18 protein-coding genes are annotated in these 22,387 nt (G+C 65.7%); 9 read left to right on the top strand and 9 right to left on the bottom strand.

Annotated elements, in window-relative coordinates:
- Nucleotides 1-18: 18 nt before the first annotated feature.
- Nucleotides 19-1,494, top strand: a complete 1,476-nt coding sequence (locus tag L5014_RS04220; RefSeq protein WP_238462315.1) for an efflux transporter outer membrane subunit — start codon at nucleotides 19-21, stop codon at nucleotides 1,492-1,494.
- A 30-nt stretch (nucleotides 1,495-1,524) separates the two neighbouring features.
- Here L5014_RS04220 and L5014_RS04215 read toward each other — a convergent pair whose 3' ends face one another.
- From L5014_RS04215 to L5014_RS04205, 3 genes are all read right to left on the bottom strand, one after another.
- Nucleotides 1,525-2,058, bottom strand: a complete 534-nt coding sequence (locus tag L5014_RS04215) for a cytochrome b (RefSeq protein ID WP_238462314.1) — start codon at nucleotides 2,056-2,058, stop codon at nucleotides 1,525-1,527.
- Nucleotides 2,055-3,143 (bottom strand): catalase family peroxidase, encoded by a 1,089-nt coding sequence (locus tag L5014_RS04210; RefSeq protein WP_238462313.1) that lies wholly within the window; start codon nucleotides 3,141-3,143, stop codon nucleotides 2,055-2,057. Before L5014_RS04210 ends, L5014_RS04215 begins: the two co-directional genes overlap by 4 nt.
- Before the next feature lie 399 nt (nucleotides 3,144-3,542).
- Complete coding sequence (locus L5014_RS04205; RefSeq protein ID WP_238462312.1) at nucleotides 3,543-4,985, bottom strand: NAD-dependent succinate-semialdehyde dehydrogenase; 1,443 nt, start codon at nucleotides 4,983-4,985, stop codon at nucleotides 3,543-3,545.
- A gap of 526 nt (nucleotides 4,986-5,511) precedes the next feature.
- On the opposite strand from L5014_RS04205, the gene L5014_RS04200 reads away from it, so the two are divergent.
- Together L5014_RS04200 and L5014_RS04195 are read left to right on the top strand one after the other, a co-directional pair.
- Nucleotides 5,512-7,011, top strand: coding sequence for a SulP family inorganic anion transporter (locus tag L5014_RS04200; RefSeq protein ID WP_238462311.1), 1,500 nt, complete (start codon nucleotides 5,512-5,514; stop codon nucleotides 7,009-7,011).
- 326 nt (nucleotides 7,012-7,337) lie between these two features.
- Nucleotides 7,338-7,571, top strand: a complete 234-nt coding sequence (locus L5014_RS04195) for a hypothetical protein (RefSeq protein ID WP_238462310.1) — start codon at nucleotides 7,338-7,340, stop codon at nucleotides 7,569-7,571.
- 60 nt (nucleotides 7,572-7,631) lie between these two features.
- Here the strand turns inward: L5014_RS04195 and L5014_RS04190 are convergent, their stop codons facing one another.
- Complete coding sequence (locus L5014_RS04190) at nucleotides 7,632-9,827, bottom strand: tetratricopeptide repeat protein (RefSeq protein WP_238462309.1); 2,196 nt, start codon at nucleotides 9,825-9,827, stop codon at nucleotides 7,632-7,634.
- Nucleotides 9,828-10,104: 277 nt separating this feature from the next.
- Between L5014_RS04190 and L5014_RS04185 the strand changes: the two genes are divergently transcribed.
- The gene (locus tag L5014_RS04185) at nucleotides 10,105-11,100 is read left to right on the top strand and encodes an aldo/keto reductase (RefSeq protein ID WP_238462308.1); all 996 of its coding nucleotides are present in this window, start codon (nucleotides 10,105-10,107) and stop codon (nucleotides 11,098-11,100) included.
- A gap of 109 nt (nucleotides 11,101-11,209) precedes the next feature.
- Here L5014_RS04185 and L5014_RS04180 read toward each other — a convergent pair whose 3' ends face one another.
- Complete coding sequence (locus tag L5014_RS04180; protein ID WP_238462505.1) at nucleotides 11,210-12,274, bottom strand: alcohol dehydrogenase; 1,065 nt, start codon at nucleotides 12,272-12,274, stop codon at nucleotides 11,210-11,212.
- Between the two features lie 259 nt (nucleotides 12,275-12,533).
- On the opposite strand from L5014_RS04180, the gene L5014_RS04175 reads away from it, so the two are divergent.
- Nucleotides 12,534-12,950 (top strand): MarR family winged helix-turn-helix transcriptional regulator, encoded by a 417-nt coding sequence (locus tag L5014_RS04175; protein WP_238462504.1) that lies wholly within the window; start codon nucleotides 12,534-12,536, stop codon nucleotides 12,948-12,950.
- Between the two features lie 198 nt (nucleotides 12,951-13,148).
- Nucleotides 13,149-13,343: a hypothetical protein gene (locus tag L5014_RS04170; protein ID WP_238462519.1), complete on the top strand. Its 195-nt coding sequence runs from the start codon at nucleotides 13,149-13,151 to the stop codon at nucleotides 13,341-13,343.
- A 73-nt stretch (nucleotides 13,344-13,416) separates the two neighbouring features.
- Here the strand turns inward: L5014_RS04170 and zwf are convergent, their stop codons facing one another.
- Both zwf and L5014_RS04160 read right to left on the bottom strand, forming a co-directional pair.
- Nucleotides 13,417-14,892, bottom strand: a complete 1,476-nt coding sequence (gene zwf / locus L5014_RS04165; RefSeq protein WP_238462307.1) for a glucose-6-phosphate dehydrogenase — start codon at nucleotides 14,890-14,892, stop codon at nucleotides 13,417-13,419.
- Nucleotides 14,893-15,115: 223 nt separating this feature from the next.
- Nucleotides 15,116-16,432, bottom strand: a complete 1,317-nt coding sequence (locus tag L5014_RS04160; protein ID WP_238462306.1) for an Nramp family divalent metal transporter — start codon at nucleotides 16,430-16,432, stop codon at nucleotides 15,116-15,118.
- 395 nt (nucleotides 16,433-16,827) lie between these two features.
- Here L5014_RS04160 and L5014_RS04155 point away from each other — a divergent pair, with 395 nt between their 5' ends.
- From L5014_RS04155 to L5014_RS04145, 3 genes are all read left to right on the top strand, one after another.
- Nucleotides 16,828-17,865, top strand: coding sequence for a YncE family protein (locus L5014_RS04155; RefSeq protein ID WP_238462305.1), 1,038 nt, complete (start codon nucleotides 16,828-16,830; stop codon nucleotides 17,863-17,865).
- Between the two features lie 16 nt (nucleotides 17,866-17,881).
- Nucleotides 17,882-18,889 (top strand): sterol desaturase family protein, encoded by a 1,008-nt coding sequence (locus tag L5014_RS04150; protein ID WP_238462304.1) that lies wholly within the window; start codon nucleotides 17,882-17,884, stop codon nucleotides 18,887-18,889.
- A gap of 655 nt (nucleotides 18,890-19,544) precedes the next feature.
- Nucleotides 19,545-20,672: a 3-deoxy-7-phosphoheptulonate synthase gene (locus L5014_RS04145; RefSeq protein ID WP_274389231.1), complete on the top strand. Its 1,128-nt coding sequence runs from the start codon at nucleotides 19,545-19,547 to the stop codon at nucleotides 20,670-20,672.
- 96 nt (nucleotides 20,673-20,768) lie between these two features.
- Here L5014_RS04145 and L5014_RS04140 read toward each other — a convergent pair whose 3' ends face one another.
- Both L5014_RS04140 and L5014_RS04135 read right to left on the bottom strand, forming a co-directional pair.
- On the bottom strand, nucleotides 20,769-21,578 hold the full coding sequence (locus L5014_RS04140) for a siderophore-interacting protein (protein WP_238462303.1): 810 nt from the start codon (nucleotides 21,576-21,578) through the stop codon (nucleotides 20,769-20,771).
- Nucleotides 21,556-22,215 carry a PadR family transcriptional regulator gene (locus L5014_RS04135; protein WP_420800009.1) on the bottom strand — a complete coding sequence of 220 codons (660 nt, stop codon included), beginning with the start codon at nucleotides 22,213-22,215 and terminating at the stop codon, nucleotides 21,556-21,558. Before L5014_RS04135 ends, L5014_RS04140 begins: the two co-directional genes overlap by 23 nt.
- Between the last annotated feature and the right edge of the window lie 172 nt (nucleotides 22,216-22,387).

Genomic DNA, 22,387 nt, shown 5'->3' with positions numbered 1-22,387 from the left:
CGCTTCGACTTCTGACTCATGATGGCAACTCGTTCTTCGCGATCCGCAATCGCACCGCTCACCGTGCTCACGGCGCTTGCCGCCGCCTGCACGCTCGCGGCCTGCACCGTGGGCCCCGACTATCGCGGCGCACCGGCGGTCGCGCCGGAGGCGGCCAGCGCCGCAACCTTCGTTCGTACACCTGCGCAAGGCGTGACGCCCGGGCGTGCGCCGAGCGAATGGTGGCTTTCGTTCGGCGACCCGCAGTTGAATGCGCTGATTACCGCCGCCTTCGCGCACAACCCCGATCTGCGGGCCGCCCAGGCGCGGCTGCGCCAATCGCGCGCGCAGTTGCAGCAGCAGCGCGCCGCCGAGATGCCCAAGGTTTCGGCCAGCGCCGCCGCGCCGCGCATGCGCGAGCCCAATCTCGCCGCGTTCTCGCAGCAGCCGGGCAGTTCCGGGGCGGGGCGCGGCCCGCTACAGTTCTATACGGCGGGTTTCGACGCATCGTGGGAGATCGACCTGTTCGGCGGCACGCGCCGCGCAGTCGAGGCAGCGAGCGATGAAGCCGATGCCGTTGAGGCCGATCTCGCCGATGCACAGGTGTCGCTCGCCGCCGAAGTGGCCCAGGCCTACATCGATCTGCGCGACGAGCAGCAACGTTTCGCGATTGCGCAACGCAATGCCGGGTTGCAGCAGCAGATGCTGACCTTGACCGAGCAGCGGCGCGCGGGCGGGACTGCGGCGGACGTGGATGTCGAGCGCTTGACGACGCAGGTCGAGACCACGCGCTCGACGCTCGCGCCGCTCGCGGCACAGGTGGACATGTCGCTCGATCAACTGGCGGTGCTCACCGGCAAGGCGCCCGGTGCGCTCGATGCCGAACTGGCCGCGCCCCGCGCGCTGCCTTCGTTGCCTGCTTCGGTGCCGCTGAGCGATCCCGCAACGATGCTCGCGCAGCGGCCCGACATCCGCGCGGCCGAGCGCCGGTTTGCGTCGAGCAATGCGCAGATCGGCGAACACGTGGCCGACTTTTTGCCCAAGCTCACGCTGTTCGGCGACCTGGGCTTCACGGCGGCGAACCCGGGCCATCTGATGCGCAAGAACAATTTCAGTTGGGTCGGGGTGCCGTATTTGCAGTGGAACGTGTTCGACTTCGGCCGTACGCTTGGCGCCGTGCATGGCGCCGAGGCCGCGCGCGACGAGGCCGGGGCGCGCTACGAAAAGGCGGTGCTCGCGGCGCTGCAGGATGCGAACGGCGCGCTGTCGCGCTATGGCTACCAGCGCGAGCATCTGGTGACGCTGGAAAAGGTACAGGATTCGGCGCAACGTTCGGCGACGCTGATGCGCCAGCGTTATCGCGCGGGGGCGTCGAGTCTCGTCGACCTGCTAGATACGCAGCGCGCCGAATCCCTCGCGCAGCAAGACGTGGTGGCGGGGCAGGCGCAACTGCTCAAGGACTTTGTTTCGCTTCAGAAAAGCCTGGGGCTCGGCTGGCGCAGCGCCGCAAGTTGAGCGCGGCGGCGCCTGCGCGCCATCGGATGGCTAACCGCGCGCCATGCTGGCGAACACGCCGTCGCGGCGAATGAGCGCGTGAAAGAGCGCCGCCGCCAGATGCACCAGGATGGTGGCGAACAGCGTCACCCCTAGCCACGTATGCGCTGCACGCAGCCACGCATAGAGCACGACGTTGTGCGGTGCGATCGGTGGCAAGTGCACGCCGCCGGCCAATACGATGGGGTAGCCGCCCGCCGAGAGCATCGACCAGCCAATCAACGGCATGGCAATCATGAGCAGATAGAGCATGAGGTGCGAGCCGTGCGCGGCGACGCGCTGCCAGCCCGGCATATCGGCGGGCAGCGGCGGCGCGCCGTTCAGGAGGCGTACCGTGACGCGCACGATCACGAGCGCGAGCAGCGTAATGCCGAGCGGCCGATGCAAGGCGAGCAGGGTGTTGTGCAGCCATGAGACGGTCGAAACCATGCCCACGCCCACGAACAGCATGGTGATGATCAGGACTGCCATGGACCAGTGCAATAGCCGGGCGAGGATGCTGAAGTGAGAGCGAGGAGATGTCATGGTTGCGCCTTTCCCAGTGAAGGTGCGGCTTCTTCGCGCGTGCGGCGGTTGAACGAGACCGAATAGGCAGCGGAGCGCGCGGCGAGCAGCGGGTCGTCGGAGGGCTTCAGGCCATTGGGCAGGATGGTCGGATCGTAGTTGACGTCGCGGCACGCGCCTTCGCGTTGCGGCGTCGCCCGCCGAAGCACGAGCGTGCCCGCGTCGATCTGCTCGCGACCGGCCGGCCATTGCCGCGTGGCATCGTTTGTGGGGTCGCCGGGTGCGGCCACCGTCAGCACGAGGCGCCAGCGCAACGGACCTTGCGCGAGCCGCGCATCGAGGTCGTCGGCGAGGAAATTCGGGTCGGCCTTCTGCGCAGCCGTTGGTGGCTCGGGCGGCGTTTGCGGGGCCGCTTGTGGATCCGCTTGTGGGTCCGCTCGTGGATCCATCTGCCAGCGCACCGCATGCATGTTGCCGTCCGCATCGGTGGCCATGAAGGCGTTGATGCTGTAAAACGCCGTGCTCGCGAAACTGGAAGTAGGGGGATGCGCCTTGGTCCATTGACGGAATGGTGCGGTTTCCGGATTGGCGCGGTAGAACGCGTCGAGCTTTGCGGGATCGGGCTTGCCGGTTGCGGGTTCGGGTTTCGACGCAACGAGCTGCTGGTAGAACTGCCTTGGGGTGCGAACCGCAAATATGGGCGTGGAATTCATGCCGGTGCGCCACTGCTCGCCGTCTTTCAGTTGAAACAGCAGCGCCATGCTGCGCACGGGCGCGCCGGCGTCGGGCGCGGCTGGCTTACTGCCGGGAATCGCAAAGCGACCGATCACGGGTGTATTGCCCGGCGCGAATACGGCGGCACGTGAGACGTGTGCTCCGTTGCCATTGCTCTCGAACTCGCCTTCCACGCAAAGTCCCTTGGCGTGATTGCGCCGGTAGCCGGTATGCACGCCATAGTTCGATTCGAATGTGTTAACGATATACGGGGCGTTCAAGCGCCGGGGCGTAATCCAGCCGGCGGTCCACACAAAGGCGGCGCCGGCGCAGGCGACGACTGCCGCAATGGCCGCAAGACGGCATGGAACGCAGATGGCAGTGCGACTCATGGCTCGCCTCCCAATTGCACGCGTTCGTGCGGATTGGGACGAGCAATCGAAAACGCCGCGCGTTGAGGCGAACGCAATGAGCGTATAGGTGTGCGAAGGGGCATGATCGGTTCTTCCTGTATAAAGCCGTTGGGGGCTGTTATAAAAGCCAACAGGCGAGCAGGCGATCTATTCCGTGCGCAAATTGCGTGCGTGCGATTGGGCGGGTGTAAGGCGGTGGAAAGCTGTCAGGAATGGATGGATGCCGCGCGTCCGGGGCGCCGTTCGCCGGCTGGGTGAGCGTGGCCCGCGCGGCGTTCAGGTTCGTTGCGGGCGCACCGAAAATTCATGCGTCGAGTACGCAGGGCGCGGAACAAGCGCGCCGCGCGCGAAAAACTCCACGCGCGGCGCGTTTTCCGATCAACGATGCTCGGTGACGAACTTTGTCACGAGATACGCTTCCATCGCCTCGGTGCCACCTTCGGAGCCATAGCCCGAATCCTTCACGCCGCCGAACGGCACCTCGGGCAGGGCGAGGCCGTGGTGGTTGATGGACAGCATGCCCGTTTCGATGTCTTCCGAAAGCGCCGCCGAAGTCGCGGCCGAGCGCGTATAGGCATACGCGGCGAGGCCATAAGGCAGACGGTTCGCTTCGGCCACCGCGTCTTCGTAGCGCGAGAAGCGCGTAATGGGCGCGAGCGGGCCGAACGGCTCTTCGTTCATGATGCGCGCGGTGAGCGGCACATCGGTCAACACGGTGGGCGCGAAGAAGTAGCCTTCGCGGCCCACGCGCTCGCCGCCGGTCAGCACCTTCGCGCCGTGCTCGCGCGCGTCGGCCACGAGGCGCTCCATCGCAGCGAGGCGGCGGTCGTTCGCGAGCGGGCCCATCTGCACGCCTTCGGTCAGGCCGTTGCCCACCTTGATCGCCTGGGTGGCCGCAACGAAGTGTTCGACGAACTCGTCGTAGGCGGCGTCTTCAACCATGAAGCGCGTGGGCGAAATGCACACCTGGCCCGCGTTGCGGAACTTCGCGCCGGCGAGCAGCCTGGCGGCGCGCGCGATATCCGCGTCAGCGAACACGATGGCGGGCGCGTGACCGCCGAGCTCCATCGTCGCACGCTTCATGTGTTCGCCGGCCTTCGAGGCCAGCAGCTTGCCCACTGGCGTCGAGCCCGTGAACGAGATCTTGCGGATGGCCGGATGCGCGATCAGATACGACGACACTTCCGAAGGCACGCCGAACACGAGGTTGAGCGCACCTTGGGGCAGGCCCGCGTCGATAAACACTTGAACGAGCGCCGCGCAGCTCGCGGGCGTTTCCTCGGGGCCCTTGAGCACCACGGTGCAGCCCGACGCGAGCGCGGCGGAAACCTTGCGCACGGCCTGATTGAGCGGGAAGTTCCAGGGCGTGAAGCAGGCGACCGGGCCCACCGGCTCGCGCGTGACGATCTGGCGGACCGCGTCCGTGCGCGAGGGCACCACGCGGCCATAGGTACGGCGGCCTTCTTCGGCGAACCAGTCGATGACGTCGGCGCCCGCAAGCGTTTCGGCCTTCGCTTCGCCAAGCGGCTTGCCTTGCTCGCGCGTCATGATCGCGGCGATCTCGCCGGCGCGCTCGCGCAAGATGTCCGCGGCGCGGCGCATCAGCTTGCTGCGCTCGAGCGGCGAGACCTTGCGCCATGCGCTGAAGGCACGCGCAGCGGCCACGGCGGCGTCCGAGAGGTCCTGCTCGCTGGCGAGGCTCAGGCGCCCGATCTCGGCTTCGGTGGCGGGATCGATCACGGCAATCGTCTTCGCGCCGGCGCGCCAGGCGCCATCGACGTAAATCTGGGTATCCGGATAAGGCTTCACGCTGGAACTCATGATGGGACGATCCTCTTCAACGGTGCAACGGTGGGGAAGCGGGGCGCCGCGCGCGGCAACGCGGGAGGCGCCGCGGTCGGAGAGCTGCCTGAAAGCGCTGCCTGAAAGCGCGAAAGCTGCCTATTTTGCCACCGCTTCGCGCGTTTTGCAGACGAGCCACAGGCGTTGTCCGTCGCCATGAGGCGCACGGTACGGGTGTGGCGCAATCCGGTGCTTGCGCGGCTTCATCGGAATGGATCGGCACGTTTGCGGTGCGCGCCTGGCGCCGACACGCTGTCGCCATGGCAGCACGCAGCAAGCGAGATAGTTGCCAGCACAACGGATGTCGCTATGGCCCATGACCGAAGCCGGCGCAAGGCTTGCGCTTGCCGATCGACCTCGGCACTCGTGGATGGCGCTCAGGCGAGCGTCTTGCTGGCCGGTGCGTCTGCCCCAATTCTGTTAGGATGCGCGGTCTCGTTCGTCCCGCCCCCGGCGTTTTGCCGATGCCGCTCTCGTCTGAAGCGGCAGTCAACCGTACCGTCCCATGGAAACCGCCCGTTCCGGCCCCAGCCGGCTTTCCTCGTTGCGCAGCGAATTGCTCGCCGGCCTCACTTCATCGTTCGCGCTCGTGCCCGAGTGCATCGCCTTCGCGCTCGTCGCGCATCTGAATCCGTTGATGGGCCTCTATGGCGCATTCTTCATCTGCACGATCACGGCGCTGTTCGGCGGCCGGCCCGGCATGATCAGCGGCGCGGCGGGCTCCATGGCCGTCGTGATCGTGGCGCTCGTGGTGCAGCACGGTCCGCAATACCTGTTCGCCACCGTCATACTCGGCGGTGTGCTGATGTTGCTGTTCGGCGCGCTCAAGCTCGGCAAGCTGATTCGCATGGTGCCGCACCCGGTGATGCTCGGCTTCGTGAACGGCCTCGCGATCATCATCGCGCGTGCGCAGCTCGAGCATTTCAAGGCGCCCGGCGCGCATGGCATGGAATGGATGCACGGCGCGGCATTGTGGCTGATGGGTGGGCTCGTCGCGCTCACGATGGCGATCGTGTTCGTCGTGCCGCGTCTCACCCGGTCCGTGCCGCCCGCGCTGGTCGCCATCGTGGGCGTGGGCGCGGCGGCGGCGCTTCTGCATTTGCCCGCGCGCACGCTCGGCGACATGGCGCACATCGCGGGCGGCCTGCCCGTCTTCAGCATGCCGTCCGTGCCGATGAACATGGACACGCTGCGCATCGTGCTTCCGTATGCCGTGCTGATGTCGCTCGTGGGCCTGCTGGAGACGCTGCTCACGCTCAATCTCACCGACGACGTGACCGGCACGCGCGGCCAGCCCAACCGCGAATGCGTGGCGCTGGGCGCGGCTAACGTGGCGGCGGGAATGTTCGGCGCGATGGGCGGCTGCGCGATGATCGGCCAGACCGTCATCAATCTGGGCTCGGGCGGGCGCTCGCGCGTTTCGGGCGTGACGAGCGGCGTCATGATCCTGCTGTTCATCCTGTGCCTCTCGCCGCTGATCGAGCGCATTCCGCTCGCGGCGCTGGTGGGCGTGATGTTCATCGTCGCGGGGCAGACCTTCGCGTGGGGCTCGCTGCGCGTGCTGCACAAGGTGCCGCGCAACGACGCGGTGGTGATCGTCGCCGTGACGGTCATTACCGTCTGCACCGATCTGGCGACGGCCGTGCTTTGCGGCATCGTCATCGCTTCGCTGAATTTCGCGTGGCAGCACGCGCGCGAGTTCCGTTGCGAGACGCGCGACGAAGCCTCGGGCGAGCGCGTCTATGTTCCGCGCGGCACGCTGTTCTTCGCCTCGGCGGCGCATTTCCAGATGCTCTTCGATCCGGCACGCGACCCGGCACAGGTGCGGCTCGACTGCGCGCATCTGCAGGTGGCCGACCACTCCGCGATTGCCGCGCTGGAGGCGGTGCAGGCGCGCTATGAACGCACCGGAAAACATCTCGTGTTGGCGAATCTCTCGCCGCGTTGCAAGGGATTGCTGGCGCGCGCGCAGGTTGAGGTGCGGCTCGGCGAGGTGCGCGTGTAGTCGGGTAAAGCCGGGCCGCAAGGTCACCAAGGTCACCAAGGTCGAGAAAAGGCCTGATTTCAGAAAATTAGCCAATCGCCACAAAAAAACGCTTGCAAATGCTAGGGGAAAACCCTAGAATTGATTTGTCTCCTCCATGTCTCCTCCGATATGGATTCAGCCCGCCCCTCCAGGCGGGCTTTTTTCTTTTCCGGCGCCGCAAAATGCTATGGCGCGCGGCCGCGGCTGGACCTGTCCCTATCTGCTTGCCGCCGGGCATCGAGAGTAAAATTGCCTGATCAGCGCCCCGGCCGGGACGCTCTGAAGCGCACAACGCTCAACGCCCGATGAAACCGTCTCCCACGGAAGACCAGAAGGAAGACCAGAAGAAGCGCAAGCAGCCGCCCACCTGGCTGCTCAACACGCTGACCGCCCTCGTGGGCGTGCTCACGCTCGCGCTAGGCGTGGGTTGGCTGATCCGCAGCTGGGTCGTCGACCGGGAGATGCCTTATTTCGCGATCCCGCTCGTGCTTTGCGTGCCGGTGATCGCTGCGGTGGCGTTTCGCAATATCTGGGACTGAAGCCGGGGCCGGCGCATCCACGTCCGCTCGGGTGCGAATTCCGGGCCGTCCAAGAGTGCCTTATCGGCTGAACCGCTCCACACACGCCTGCCGCACGCGCTCGATGGGCGCGCTCCACGTTTCGTCGGCGCTCTGCCGGAACAGCCGCACCGTTTGCGGATACCACGGCGAATCCTCGCGCGCATGAAGCCAGCGCCAGTCCACGTCGCGGCCTGGCAGCATCACCCAGCAGGGCGTGCCGAGCGAGGCGGCCAGGTGAGCCGTCGAAGTATCCACGCAGATCAGCAGGTCGAGCTGCGCGACGATGGCCGCCGTATCCACGAAATCGGCAATCTCGGCGCCCAGGTGCAGGATCGGCTGCCGCGCACCGGCGCCCGCGTGCTGCGCCGCGTTCGCTTCGTCTTCTCCCGCGCCCTTTTGCAGGCTCACGAATTTCAGTCCAGGCACGCTCCAGAGCGGGGCGAGCGCCGCGAGCGAGGGAATCGAGCGATGGGGGTCGTTGTGGTGCTTCGGGTTGCCTTTCCAGACGAGCCCGATGCGCGGACCGGCGCCCAGCGTTTCGAGGCGCGCGGCCCACTTGTGTACGAGCGCGGGGTCCGGGTCGATGCGAATCGGCGGCGGCGTCGTGTCGACGGTGGTGGCCAGGTGCAGCGGCAGGCTCAGCGGGCTCGCCCAGTAGTCGAACCGCGGGTCGACTGGCGAGTTGAATTGCGAGTTGAGTTGCGAGTTGAGTTGTGTAGTGCGCGCGGCGGCTTCGGCGTGGCTGAGCACGGCATCGATGCCTTCAACGCCCGCGAGCACGCGGTGCAGGGCGTCGACGCAGCCGAACGCTACGTGCGCCGCGCCGAGGTCTTTGAGGAGGCGCGCGTAGCGGGCGAACTGGAGCATGTCGCCAAGGCCATCCTCTTGCCATAGCAGCAGCGATTTCCCGGCCAGCGGCTCGCCTTGCCATTGCGCGCAGCCCAGCATTTCGCGCGAGGCGAAATGCACGAAGCCCGCGTTTTCGTAGCGCCGTTCGTAGAGGCGCCAGCCTTCCTCGTAGCGGCCCATGGTGATGAGCAGCGTGGCGAGTCGAAACAGGGCGTCGCCGTAATCGGGCGCGAGCGCAATGGCGCGACGGTACGCGGCTTCGGCTTCGTCGAGCGCGCCCAGCTCCTTCAGTACGCCGCCCAGATTGAAATGGGTCTGCGCGATATGGGCGTCGCATTCGAGCGCCTGTTCCAGCATCGCGCGCGCTTCCGGCAGACGGCCGAGCATGCCCAGCATGCCGCCGAGGTTGTTGAGCGTCTGCGCATGCGCCGGGGCGAGCCGCAGCGCCGTGCGCCAGGCCGTCTCGGCTTCGGGGTAGCGTTCGAGCTGTTGCAGCGCGACGCCCAGGTTGTAATGCGCTTCGACATGGCCGGGGCGCAGCGCGAGCGCTTGCCGGTAGAGCAATTCGGCTTCGGGCTGGCGCTTGAGCTCCGTGAGCACGCAGCCGAGGTTGTTGAGCGCCTCGACATAATCCGGCCGGATTTTGATGGCGAGACGACACGCCAGCTCCGCTTCCATCAGCCTGCCGAGCGACTTGAGCAATGCCCCGTAATTGTTCAGCGCCTCGGGATATTGCGGCTCGGCGAGCAGCGCCTGGCGCCAGGCCTCCTCGGCTTCGTCGAGGCGTCCGCGCGCGCGCAGCAGCGTGCCGAGATTGTTGTGCGCGCGAGCATGGTGCGGATTGGCCGCGAGCGCCGCGCGGTAAGCCGCTTCGGCTTCGTCGCCGCGGCCGGCTTCCTGCAGGACGATGCCGAGGTTGTAATGGGCGTCCACGTGCCCGGGCTGCTGTGCGAGCGCCATGCGATACGCGAGCTCCGCTTCCTGCGCGCGCCCGAGGCGATGCAGCACGATGCCGAGATTGCTGTGCGCATCCGCATGCGCGGGGGCCACGGCGAGCAGGCGCCGCCAGAGCGTTTCGGCGGCGGGCCACTGGCCGAGCGCCGTGAGCATCGCGGCGAGGCCGTGCCAGGCATCCACGAACGCGGGCTTCGCGTCGATGCAGCGCTGCCACAGCGCATGGGCCGCGTCGGTCTTGCCCGCACCCAGGGCGCAGAGCGCCGCGAGATGGAGCGTTTCGGCGAGATCCGCGTCGTCCGCGCGCGCGTGCGTGCCGACGAGCGCTGCGAGCACGTCGAACGCCTCGGCGTAGCGGCCTTGTGCGCTGAGCGCGCTCGCTTCTTGCTGGCGGTCGGGGTGCAGGGGCGCGTCGGCGGGCGTCGAGGTCACGTGGAGCGGGCGAAGGGAAGGGATGCTCCGAGCTTACGTCAGGCCGCGCGTGGGTAACGGCGCGATTAGAGCGTGCCAGGGCCGCCTGTTCGAGCAATCGGAATCCATCTCAATCCACCGCGACCCGCCATCGCAACCGGCATTTCAATATCGTAAGGCGCAGCACCCGCGCCCGGCAGGCTCGGCGCGCTCGCGCTATGCTTCGCAGCATTGTGCGTATCGTGCGTATCACACAGCACAGCACCGCACCGCATTGCCAGAGAGAGAGGAGCATCCGATGCAATATCGCCGTTTTGGCCACACTGGCCTTTCCGTTTCGCGTCTGTGTCTCGGTACGATGACCTTCGGCTTGCAGACCGAAGAGGACGCGTCCCGTCTCATCCTCGACAAGGCCGCCGACGCCGGCATCAACTTCATCGACACCGCCGACGTCTACCCGCTCGGCGGCGGCGAAACGCACGCTGGGCGCACGGAGGAGATCGTCGGGCGCTGGCTCAAGGGCCGGCGCGAGCGCTTCATCGTGGCGACCAAGGCCGTGGGCAAGGTCGGGCCGTCGCCGTGGGATCAGGGCGCGTCGCGCAAGCACTTGCTCGATGCCATCGACGCCTCGCTGCGCCGCCTCCACACCGACTACGTCGATCTCTACCAGCTCCACTCCGACGACCAGAACACCCCAATCGACGAAACGCTCGAAGCGCTCGACACGATCGTGCGCGCGGGCAAGGCGCGCTATATCGGCGTGTCGAATTTCCTGGCTTACCGGCTCGCACGCGCGCTCGGCCGTGCCGATGTTTTGCGCTGCGCGCGCTTCGTTTCGGTGCAGCCGCGCTACAACCTGCTGTTTCGCCAGATCGAGCGCGAGTTGCTGCCGCTCGCGGGCGAAGAGGGGCTCGCCGTGATTCCGTACAACCCGCTCGCGGGCGGCCTCCTCACCGGCAAGTACCAGCAGGACAGCGCGCCCGCCGAAGGCCGCTTCACGCAAAGCGTGGGCGTGGCCGGGAAGATGTATCACGACCGCTACTGGCACGCGCGCGAGTTCGAGACCATCGAGACGCTGCGCGGCATCGTCGGGCAGGCGGGGCATTCGCTCACGACCGCGTCGATTGCGTGGGTGCTGGCCAATCCGCTCGTGACTTCGGCGCTGATTGGCGCGAGCCGGCCCGAGCAGCTCGATGCGTCGATTGCCGCCGCCGATCTCGCGCTCGATCCCGCGCTGAAGACGCAACTGGACGAAGCGAGCGCGGCGTATCGACTGGGCGATGCCGCGCGCTGATCGTGAATTGATTTGACATCCAAAGTAAATCTTTGGAAAAGAGCAGGGGCGCCGCCCATGCGTGCGCCCCTCTTGATTACATCAACTTGTTCAAACGCTTGGGCCGCCTTCAAGGCACCATGATTTGACGCCCCACCACCTTGCCTTGCGCCAGCGCTTCGAGCGCCGCGTTGATTTCGCCTAGCGGCCGGCTCGACACCGGCGAGGGCTGCATCTTGCCCTCGCGCATCAGCGCGACCAGCTCGCGCAATTCGGGCAGCGTGCCCACATAGCTGCCCTCGATCCGCAACGGGCGCATGGGAATGATCGGCAGCGAGAGCGTGATGTCGCCGCCCATCAAGCCGACGATCACCACATGCCCGCCGCGCGTGCACGCATCGAGCGCGAGCTTTACCGTGGGCGTCGCGCCCACGAGGTCGAGCACGGCGCGGGCGCCGCCGCCGGTGGCCTTGACGACCTGCTCGACGGCGTCGGGCGCGCGCGCGTCGATGGCGGCCAGCGCGCCTTCCTTGAGCGCGGCCTCGCGCTTGGCGGCGTCCACGTCCACCACGATGGCGCCTTTTGCGCCCAGCGCTTTCAGCACCTCGATGGCCATCATGCCGAGGCCGCCCGCGCCGATGATCACGACCGGATCCTCATGAATGCGCGAGCCGAATTTTTTGATCGCCGAATACGTGGTGACGCCCGCGCACGCGAGCGGCGCGGCCTGCACCGGATCGAGGCTGCCGAGATCGACCAGGTAGCGCGGATGCGGCACGATCACATAGTCGGCGAAGCCGCCGTCGCGCATCACGCCGAGCGATTGCGGCTTGGTGCAGATGTTTTCCTCGCCGCGCAGGCACGCCGTGCATTCGCCGCAGCCGATCCACGGATGCACCACCGCCATCGTGCCGGCTTTCACGTCGCCCGCTTCAGGACCCGCTTCTGGACCCACGGCAACCACTTCGCCGCAGATTTCATGACTCAGCGTGAGCGGCAGCTTGATGCCGCGGTCGGCGAGCGAGAGCTTCTTGCCGCCGCCCAGGTCGTAATAACCCTCCCAGATATGCAGGTCGGAATGGCAGAGTCCCGCGGCCTTCACGCGCACGAGCACCTCGGTGCCCTTGGGTTGCGGTGTTTCGCGCTGGACGAGTTCGAGCGGCTGACCGTGGTGGGTCACGCAGTAACAACGCATCTGCATCGATGTCTCCGTTGGAGTGGGGTGTAGCAGCGGTGAGGCGATGTCGAGTCGCTCACATCATAACGGATACGCGCGAAATTCGTCCGCTCGTTCTTTTTTGGTTCAGGATTGCGGGCATCGTGCAGATGTGGGGCGAGAAAATTCGCACAACGGATGAATTATCGCATCCAGGAAGCTCGAAAAAGGCCTGAAACCAGGGACTTGTTGTGTCCGGTTGGTTGCATAGCTAACGATGATCGCTTATCCTGTAGCCATGTTCGATCAGTGCCTCTACTTCAACACGTCGGCGCTCGCGCGCCGGCTCGAACGCGAGTGGTCCGAGGCGTTCGTGCCTTTTGGCCTCACGCCGCCGCAGGGTTTCATGCTGCGCGCGGTGCTCGAGCGGCCCGGATCGCTGCAGCGCGAGCTGGCGGACCTGCTCTCCATTGCGCGGCCCACGGCCACGCGCGTGCTCGACGGGCTCGAGGCGCGCGGCTACGTGGCGCGCCAGCGCACCGTCGGCGACCAGCGCGAGGTGGCGATCGTGCCCACCGTACAGGCCACGTCAATACGCGAGGCGCTCAATCACGCAAGCGCGCAGGTCACGGGCCGCATCAAGCGCTCGCTGGGCGGCGAGGCGTTCGTGGATACCGTGAGCCGGCTGCGCACCGTGCGCGCGACGCTCGGTTAGCGCTCGCGGTTGGGGTTCGCCGTCAGGGTGCGCGGTTAGGGTTTGCAGCTAGGGCTTATAGGCGGGAACAGGCACTGGCACGCAAGTCCGCTTGCGCCACGGCCGCGCTTCTACAGGCGCACGGGAAGCACGCGGGACAGGCGCGCCGTCGCGCCGTCGTGGCATGGCGGCGTGCATTATGGGTTCTGGAGTTTCATCATGCGGCGCATGGCTGCTTTCTTTATTTCGACGTGGCTTGCTGCCGCGATTCTCTATCTTGGCCGGCATTCGGTGCCGATGATGGCGCTGAGCGGCGTGGTGGTGTTCGCGGGGCTCGATCTGTTCCGCCCCGATCGCGCGGGCGCCGAGGGCGCGTCCGCACGCGATGGCGGCAAGCGGAGCGGGCGCTCCTGAAGCCGCGGCGCGCGCCAGTCAACCCTGGCGCGCGCCGGTTCAAAGCTCGCTCAAGCCCGGTTCAAAGCCCGGCTCAAGCCTCCTCGGCCCACGACATACCCTCGCGCGCGAGCAGCGCCGAAGAAGCGGCCGGCCCGAACGTGCCCGCCGTATAGATGCGCGGACGGTCGTTGAGCTCCTTCCAGCCGTTGAGAATCGGCTCCACCCAGCTCCAGGCGGCTTCCAGTTCGTCGCGGCGCATGAAGTGCGTGAGGCGCCCGCGAATCACGTCGACGAGCAGGCGTTCGTAGGCTTCCGCGCGGCGCTCCGGAATCGCTTGCTGCAGGTCGAGATTCAGGCTCACCGGCAGCATGTTCATGCCGCTGCCCGGCTCCTTTGCGAGCATCTGCAACTGGATCGACTCTTCGGGCTGGAGCTGGATCACGAGACGGTTGCCGTAGTTGCGCGGCCCGCTCGGGAAGATCGAGAAGGGCAGATCCGCGAATTCGATCACGATCTCCGACTGGCGCTTTTGCATGCGCTTGCCCGTGCGCAGGAAGAACGGCACGTTGGCCCAGCGCCAGTTATTGATGTGCGCGCGCAGCGCCACGAAGGTTTCCGCGCGGCTGTTCGCCGGCACGTTGTCTTCTTCGAGGTAGCCCTTCACCGGCTGGCCGTCCACGGCGCCCGCCGCGTACTGGCCGCGCACCGTGTCGCGCGCGATATCGGCGACCGACATCGGCCGCAGCGAGCGCAGCACCTTGAGCTTTTCGTCGCGCACGGCGTCCGGATCGAGCGAGACGGGCGGCTCCATTGCCACGATGCACAGCAGTTGCAGCAAGTGGTTCTGCACCATGTCGCGCAGCGCGCCGGTATGGTCGTAGAAGCCCGCGCGGCTGCCCACGCCCACGGCTTCCGCCACCGTGATCTGCACGCTGCGGATATACGGCGCCTGCCACAGCGGCCCGAAAATCGGATTGCCGAAGCGCAGCACCATCAGGTTCTGCACCGTCTCCTTGCCCAGATAGTGGTCGATCCGGTAGATCTGCGATTCCGCGAAGTGGCGGCCCACCGACGCGTTGATCTCCTTGGCCGAAGCCAGATCGTGGCCGAGCGGCTTTTCGAGCACGACGCGCGAATGCTTGTCGAGCAGATGAGCAGCCGAGAGGTTGTCGCAGATCGCCGTGAAAAGCTCGGGCGAAGTCGAGAGATAGAACACGCGCAAAGCGTGCTTGCGCGAGGCTTCGGCGAGACGCTCGTAATCGGCGGGCGCATTCACGTCGATGATCACGTACTGGAACAGGTCCAGATAGCGGCTCCATGCCTCTGAGTCGAAGGCCTTGGCGTCGATGAACGGACGCGACTGCTCTTCCATGAACGCGCGATAGTCGTCGATGGTCCAGTTCTTGCGGCCCACGGCGATGATGCGCGTGTCGTGCGGCAGGTTGCCGTGCAGGTGCGCCATGTAGAGCGCGGGGAGCAGTTTGCGCGCGGCCAGGTCGCCTCCGCCGCCGAAGATGATCATATCGACGGGCAGTTCGGGCGCGGCTTGGGCAGGCTGATTCGTCATGGCAGGTCGGTTGTGGCGCGGTGAAAAAGGCTTATGTTGCATGGTTTTGCGCGAGTTTGCACGTCTGAAGCGGGTACCGGCACGCCGACCGCGCGGTCGGTGAACGGTTCGAGCACGCATATCCGGCGAATTGCGCGAATCGATCGAATTGGGCCTGGTGCGTTGCTTGCTTTGTGCACGGCTTGCCCGCTCATGCCACGTTCACACCCAACTCACGCCAAACTCACACCAAACTCACGCCAAACGTCTGCAACAACAGCAGCGCATTGAGCGCGAGCACGCCCAACGCACCCAGCACTGCGAGCCACGCGAGCGCCGGGCTGCTCCGGTAGGCCCCCATGACGTTGCGCCGGCTCGTGAACCAGACGAGCGCGGCCATCGGGAACGGCAGCGCGAGACTCAGCACGACCTGGCTCGCCACCAGCGCCTCGGTGGCGTTCACGCCGAGGCCCACCACCGCGAAGCTCGGCGCCATCGTCACGAGGCGGCGCAGCCACAGCGGAATCTGGAAGCCCACGAAACCCTGCATGATCATCTGGCCCGCGAGCGTGCCCACCACCGAGCTCGACACGCCCGAGGCAATCAGCGAAACCAGAAAGATGCTGGCTGCCGCCACGCCGAACAGCGGCGTGAGCGTATGCCAGGCGCTGCCGATTTCGGCGACATCGGCGTGGCCCAGATGGAATGCCGCCGCCGCCATAATGACCATCGCCATGTTGATGAGCCCCGCGAACGACAGCGCGAGCGCCACCTCGATATTGGAGAAGCGCAAGAGCCGCTTGCGCTCGCTTTCGTTGCGCGGCTGCACGCGCGCCTGGGTGAGCCCGGAATGCAGAAAGAGCGCGTGCGGCATGACCGTCGCGCCCACGATGCCCACGGCGATCATCACGGCCTGCGCGTCGGGCAGGCTCGGCGCGGCCAGATGTCCAAGCACGCCGCCCCAATCGACGGGCGTTATGAATAGCTCCAGCAGATAGCACAGGCCGATCAGGCCCACGAGCGCGCCGATCATGAGTTCGAGCGGGCGAAAGCCCGCGCGCTCGAAGAACAGCAGCCCGTAGGTGACGAGCGCGGTGATGGCCATGCCCGCGAGCAGCGGCAGATGAAACAGGAGCGCAAGCCCAATTGCGCCGCCGAGGAATTCGGCGAGATCGGTGGCCATCGCCGCGATTTCGCTCACGATCCACATGAGCCAGACGAGTGGCGCGGGCAGGTGCGCGCGGCACAGTTGCGCGAGATTGCAGCCGGTGACGATGCCGAGCTTCGCGGAGAGCGCCTGGAACAGCATGGCGACGAAATTCGCGAGCAGCACGACCCACAGCAGCGTATAGCCGTAGCGCGCGCCCGCCTGGATATTGGTCGCGAAGTTGCCGGGATCCATGTAGGCCACGGAGACGATCACGGCCGGCCCCGCGAGCGGCAGCATGAGCGCCGCGCCGCGGCGGCGCCCTTCGAGCGCCTCGCGCACTTCGTGCGCCGTGCGCTCGGAGAGTCCGCCCGGCGGCTCATGCAGGTTGTCTTCGCGGGTGCGGTGGTGCATGGACACCTCGTCGAGGTTGATGGACCCGTTTGTTCAAGGGCCAAAGCAAAGCGCCTAAACGGGCCAGAGCGGGCCAGAGCAGATCAAAGCGGGCCAGAGCACAAGGCCGAAGCACAGGACCAAAGCACAAGACCGAAGCGGCGCAGGCCTTGTAAAGCGCTTAAAAAAGCGCATGCGGGGCGTTTGCGCGTCATCGGGAAACGCTCGTCGCGCGTTAAGTTAATGTCCCGCGCGCGGGGTACCGCTGCCCGCCGGTTTTTGCAAATTCACCGAGATTTCGTCTGGCTTTCGTCCGCTTTGCGGCGCGCCCGGATCTATCTCAGCACAAACCGGCTCCCTGCGTGCTTTCTCCGCTTATTTGGCCAGTTTATTTGGCTAGCCTGGTTCCTTACGAAATGCCTGACTTCCCCATTCTTACCCATACCAGGAACCGCGTTGCAGCGGCGGTGTTCCTTGGCTCGCTCGCCTTTAGCGCAGTCGCCCACGCTGGCGGCGATGCAAACGCTGGCAGCAACGACAAAGTCATCGTGCTCGACTCCGGCGAAGCGCAGCTCTCGCTCATCGACCAGGCGAGCCGCAGCGTGGTCGGCACCGAGCCCACCGGCAAGGAGCCGCATCACCTGATGATCACGCCCGATGGCCAGTCGCTCATCGTGGCCGATTCGGTCTCGAACGACCTGATGTTTCTCGACCCGCACACCGGCAAGGTGCAGCGTCGCGTGGAGGGCATCGAAGACCCGTACCAGCTCGGCTTCTCGCCCGATCACAAGTGGTTCGTCACGGCGGGCCTGCGTCTGGACCGCGTGGACATCTACGGCTACAACGGCCGCGACGTCACGCTCGTAAAGCGTATTCCGGTTGCAAAGACGCCAAGCCACATCAACTTCACCTCGGACAGCAAACTCGCGTTCGTGACGCTGCAGGACACCGGCGAAGTGGCCGCGATCGACCTCGCCACGCAGAGCGTGCTCTGGAAGCTGCCCGTGGGCAAAACGCCCGCCGGCCTGTGGATGACGCCCGGCGACAAATACCTGCTGGTCGGCATGACGGGCGAGGACGACGTGGCCGTGGTGGACTGGCGCAACCGCACGGTCGTGAAGCGGATCCAGACGGGCCGCGGCGCGCATAACTTCCGCAATCTCGACGACGGCAAGCACGTAGCCGTCTCGAACCGCGTGGAAAGCACCATCAGCATTCTCGACTACACCACGCTCACCAAGGTCGCCGACATCACGGGCCTGCGTCCTGGCCCCGACGACATGCAGCTTTCCGCAGACAAGCGTTATTTGTGGGTCACATTCCGCTTCGCGCGGCACGTGGGTATTATCGATCTCACGACGCGCCAGTTGGTGGATACGATTGCCGTGGGCCGCTCGCCGCACGGCATCTACTTCGCGAACAGCGCGCCGGTGTACGCGCCGAACCCGGATTGACGAGCGAGGACACTTGATGCTCGATACGCTGCTTGCACAAGCCGACAACCTCGTTTCGTGGTTGCAGACGCTCGTTTACGTGGACGTGGTGCAGCCGGTTTTCTACAAGATCGGCCTGATGGGCTACGACGAGGACACCTACGACGCGCTCTACTGGGTGATCGTGGGCGTGCTCCAGATCTGCGCGTCGTATCTGCTGCTGCGTCCGCTCGAGGCGCTGCGCCCGGCCGAGCCATGGCGCGACCGCAAGGCGCTGCGCGCCGACGTCTGGTACACGTGGATCGCCAAGCTCGGCATTCTGAACATCGCGTTCTTCTTCATGCTTACGCCGCTGTTCAATCACTGGCAAAGCTTGATGGCGATCCACAACGTCCCGAACATCGAAGTGGAGAGTCTCTGGCCCGGCGTGACCGACAAGCCGTTCGTCTCGTTCCTGATCTATCTGATCGTGCTCGATTTCGCGGGCTACTGGTATCACCGCTGGCAGCATCGCTTTGGTGTGTGGTGGGAGCTGCACGCGGTGCACCACAGCCAGCAGCAGATGTCGCTCTGGTGCGACGATCGCAATCATTTCATCGACGACATCATTCAGGCCGCGTTTTTTGCGGGCATATCGCTCTTTATCGGCGTGCCGCCCGCGCAGTTTGTCGTGCTTATCGCAGTGGGCAACTTTCTGCAGAGCGTGCAGCACGTGAATGCGCGGCTCGAATACGGGCGGCTGCTCGAGCGCGTGCTCGTGAGCCCGGCGTTTCATCGGCGTCATCATGCGATCGGCTATGGGCACGAAGGTACGCGTTATGGTTGTAACTTCGGTGTGCTGTTTTCGTGGTGGGATGTGATGTTTCGCACGGCTTCCTGGAGCAAGGCGCCGGAGCCTACCGGAATCCGCGACCAATTGCCCGCGCCGCACGGGCGGGACGTGAATTACGGTGAGGGGCTGATCGCACAGCAGTGGCTCGCGCTCGTGCGCGTCGCGCGGCGGCTTGCTGGAAAGGGGTATCCGGTGGGCGGGCCGGTGAATTGAGATTACGCTGGGGCGCTTTGCTAGTGCGATAATCGCGGTTTGTTGGTTGGTTTTTTTCGCGTTTCCTTGTGATCGTGTCGGTCTATTAGCGTTGCCCCTGTGCGGGGCGGCACCTACTTTTCTTTGCAGCGGCAAAGAAAAGTAGGCAAAAGAAAGCCGCTCACACCGCTAGTGTTACGCCGTCCACCTCTTGCCGTTAATCGGAGCGGTTCCGGAGCGTCTGTCGCCACGCGCCGTTTTTCGGAGTGACAAAGGGCTCATTCCTCCGGCGGCGCTGCGCGCCCCGTGGGGCATAACCCCAAACCAGTGGGGCGCGTGCGCATTCGCACTCGCTTACCCAGGCAGTACTCATGGTTTCCCATGCAGACCCGACCGCTGCGCGCGTAGCGAGCAGCGGGATGAATGAGTCCTTTGTCACTCAGTTTCAAGGTGCGAGGTGACGGATGCCCCGGAACCACTTCGATTAACGGCAAGTGGTCCACTGCGTAACACTGGCGGTTTGAGCCGCTTTCCTTTGCCTACTTTTCTTTGCGGCTGCAAAGAAAAGTAGGTGCTGCCCCGCACAGGGGCAACGCTAATAGACCACCACGATCACAAGAAAACGCGAAAAAAAACCAAACAAAAAAAACCGCACCCAAACCGACTGGAGAACATCTTGAGCCGTATCGACAATCCGCATCACGACCAGGAAGTCGGTGTCGCCGACGCCACCGAAGACTCCACCCGTATCGACGACACGCGTATCGGCGCGGTGCGTCCGCTCATCTCGCCTGCGCTGCTGCTCGATGAACTGCCGGTGCCGCAGGCCACGCAGACGCTCGTGGAAACGAGCCGCGCGCAGATCGGCGAGGTGCTCGCGCATCGCGATGACCGCGTGGTGGTGGTGGTCGGGCCGTGCTCGATCCACGATCACGATCAGGCCATCGAATACGCAAAGCTGCTCAAGGAAGAGGCCGATCGGCTCAAGGACGATCTGCTCGTGGTCATGCGCGTGTACTTCGAGAAGCCGCGCACGACGGTGGGCTGGAAGGGCTATATCAACGACCCGCGCCTCGACGGCAGTTTCCGCATCAACGAAGGGCTGCGCGCCGCGCGTCAACTGCTCCTCGACATCAATGCGCTCGGGCTGCCCACCGGCACCGAGTTCCTCGATCTGCTGAGCCCGCAGTACATCGCCGACCTCGTGGCGTGGGGCGCGATTGGCGCGCGCACGACGGAAAGCCAGAGCCATCGGCAACTGGCTTCGGGGCTGTCGTGCCCGATCGGCTTCAAGAACGGCACGGACGGCGGCGTGCAGATCGCCGCCGACGCCATTGTCGCGGCGCGCGCGAGCCACGCCTTCATGGGCATGACGAAAATGGGCATGGCCGCGATCTTCGAGACGCGCGGCAACAACGACTGTCATGTGATTCTGCGCGGCGGCAAGAGCGGACCGAATTACGATGCGGCGTCGGTGGCGGCAAGCTCCGCGGCGCTCGCGAAGGCGGGGCTGCGCGAGCATGTCATGATCGACTGCTCGCACGCGAATTCGAGCAAGCAGCACCGGCGCCAGATCGATGTGGCGCACGATATCGGCGCGCAGCTTGCGGGCGGTGAAGAACGCATCGTGGGCGTGATGATCGAGAGCCATCTGGAAGAGGGGCGTCAGGACCTGACGCCTGGCGTGCCGCTCAAGCGCGGCGTGTCGATCACCGATGCGTGCATCAACTGGGCGCAGACGCAGCCGGTGCTGGAGTCGCTGGCGGAAGCGGTGAGGGCGCGCAGGGAGAAGCGGGCGGGGTAAGGGCTCGTTGGCGTCTGCCCTCATTGAATAGAAACAACCACGTGCGGTGGGCGTCCCGGTCCTCCGCGCGTTGTCATTTTGGGCATCGCCCATCCTTCAATCGTCGATCGCTTCATGCGTCGCCTGCGCGCCGCGCCGCCAGTACGCCGACGCGCGAATCCGCTTCTTGTCGACCCCGCGTTCGTTGCACAGGTACGCGCGCACGGCGCGAATCGCCGAGGCTTCGCCAGCCGCCCATACGTAGCCGTCGCCCGGCGGCAGCCAGACTTCGCGCACCGCGTCGACGAGCGATTGCTCCAGTTCGGATTCCTCACGATAGCGCCAGATGGCGTAGAGATCGGCCTCCGTGGGCAACGCGATGCGCGCGGCACGGTTCGCCACTTCCACGACCACGGCGACGCGCGCGTCGGCGGGCAGCTCGCTCAGGCGGCGCTGAATCGCGGGCAGCGCCGTTTCGTCGCCGATCAGCAGATGCCAGTCGTAGCCCGTGGGGATCACCATCGAGCCGCGCGGGCCGCCCACGCCCAGGTACTGGCCGGGCTGCGCCTGCGCCGCCCACGCCGTAGCGGGGCCGGCTTCGTGCAGCGCGAATTCGAGGTCGAGCTCGTTGGCAACGGGGTCGAAGCGGCGCGGCGTGTAATCGCGCGCGGCAGGGCGCCGGGCGCCTTCGGGAAAGGCGATGCCGTCGGGGCCGAGGCTCGGCAGCACGGGTTTCTCGGCGCCCTCGGCCGGGAAGAATACTTTCAGGTGATCGTCGAACGACGCTGACACGAAGTCGCTCAGGTCGCCGGTGAGTGTCACGCGCACCAGCGCGGGCGACAGTGCCTCGACGCGCGCGACGCGCAGCAGGCGAAACTTCAACGGATGTCGCACGCGGACGACTTCAAGGTGATTCTGGTTTTGCATCTGTGGCTCCGGTTTCGATTTCGCGAGTGGCGCGCGCGAGGATGGCCGCGATGCGCCGCTGCTCGTCGGGCGAGACGTCCGTACGGACCAGCAGGGCGCGTTTGAGCGCGCGGCGCGCGTCGATCAGCTCGCGCACCCAGCCGGTGCCTTCAGCGAGATCTTCACCCGCGAGCGCGCGGCGCATGACTTCCATCTTGCGGCCGAAATGCGTGAGCTTCGCGAGGATCAGGTCGGCACGTTCGCGATTGGCTTCCAGATAAGCGCGGCCTTCTTCCGATAGTTCGTAGCGCTTACGATTGCCTTCGAGCGCGACACTCACATAGCCGAGTTCTTCGAGGTAGGTCAGCGCGGGATAGACCATGCCGGGGCTCGGGCTGTAGAAGCCGTTCGAGCGCGCATCGAGCGCCTTGATGAGTTCGTAGCCGTGGCTCGGGCGCTCGGCGAGCAGCACGAGCAGCATCAACTGCAAATCTTCCGACGTGAACTTGCGGGCGCGGCCGAAGCCGTCCCCATTTCCACCGAAGCCGCCGAAACCGCGGCCAAAGCCTTCACCGAAGCGATCTCCAAAATCGCCCGGGCCTTCGCCACTGCGGCGGCGGCCCATGGCGTAGCGCAGCGCCTGCATTGGATGGCGCATGAGGCCTCCTTCTCTAAGTATCTTAAAACATGTCTTAAGATATATATCTTAAGAGTGTTTGTCAAAGAGAATCTGATGGCTCCCTTTTGGCGCGGGGGCGGGGTTGTCAGTGCTGTCCTGGTAATGCCGGCGAGAATGTATGCAGAAATAGGTGTTAACTACTAAAGACTAA

It is taken from the genome of Paraburkholderia tagetis (assembly GCF_022213065.1).
GTDB lineage: Bacteria > Pseudomonadota > Gammaproteobacteria > Burkholderiales > Burkholderiaceae > Paraburkholderia > Paraburkholderia tagetis.
The sequence above is the reverse complement of the archived record's forward strand: the minus strand, read 5'-3'. Positions and strand labels throughout refer to the sequence as shown.

Coding starts and splice junctions, on each gene's coding strand:
- L5014_RS04220 (WP_238462315.1), top strand. CDS start 19: ATGATGGCAACTCGTTCTTCGCGATCCGCAATCGCACCGCTCACCGTG.
- L5014_RS04215 (WP_238462314.1), bottom strand. CDS start 2,058: ATGACATCTCCTCGCTCTCACTTCAGCATCCTCGCCCGGCTATTGCAC.
- L5014_RS04210 (WP_238462313.1), bottom strand. CDS start 3,143: ATGAGTCGCACTGCCATCTGCGTTCCATGCCGTCTTGCGGCCATTGCG.
- L5014_RS04205 (WP_238462312.1), bottom strand. CDS start 4,985: ATGAGTTCCAGCGTGAAGCCTTATCCGGATACCCAGATTTACGTCGAT.
- L5014_RS04200 (WP_238462311.1), top strand. CDS start 5,512: ATGGAAACCGCCCGTTCCGGCCCCAGCCGGCTTTCCTCGTTGCGCAGC.
- L5014_RS04195 (WP_238462310.1), top strand. CDS start 7,338: ATGAAACCGTCTCCCACGGAAGACCAGAAGGAAGACCAGAAGAAGCGC.
- L5014_RS04185 (WP_238462308.1), top strand. CDS start 10,105: ATGCAATATCGCCGTTTTGGCCACACTGGCCTTTCCGTTTCGCGTCTG.
- L5014_RS04180 (WP_238462505.1), bottom strand. CDS start 12,274: ATGCGTTGTTACTGCGTGACCCACCACGGTCAGCCGCTCGAACTCGTC.
- L5014_RS04175 (WP_238462504.1), top strand. CDS start 12,534: ATGTTCGATCAGTGCCTCTACTTCAACACGTCGGCGCTCGCGCGCCGG.
- L5014_RS04170 (WP_238462519.1), top strand. CDS start 13,149: ATGCGGCGCATGGCTGCTTTCTTTATTTCGACGTGGCTTGCTGCCGCG.
- zwf (WP_238462307.1), bottom strand. CDS start 14,892: ATGACGAATCAGCCTGCCCAAGCCGCGCCCGAACTGCCCGTCGATATG.
- L5014_RS04160 (WP_238462306.1), bottom strand. CDS start 16,432: ATGCACCACCGCACCCGCGAAGACAACCTGCATGAGCCGCCGGGCGGA.
- L5014_RS04155 (WP_238462305.1), top strand. CDS start 16,828: ATGCCTGACTTCCCCATTCTTACCCATACCAGGAACCGCGTTGCAGCG.
- L5014_RS04150 (WP_238462304.1), top strand. CDS start 17,882: ATGCTCGATACGCTGCTTGCACAAGCCGACAACCTCGTTTCGTGGTTG.
- L5014_RS04140 (WP_238462303.1), bottom strand. CDS start 21,578: ATGCAAAACCAGAATCACCTTGAAGTCGTCCGCGTGCGACATCCGTTG.
- L5014_RS04135 (WP_420800009.1), bottom strand. CDS start 22,215: ATGCGCCATCCAATGCAGGCGCTGCGCTACGCCATGGGCCGCCGCCGC.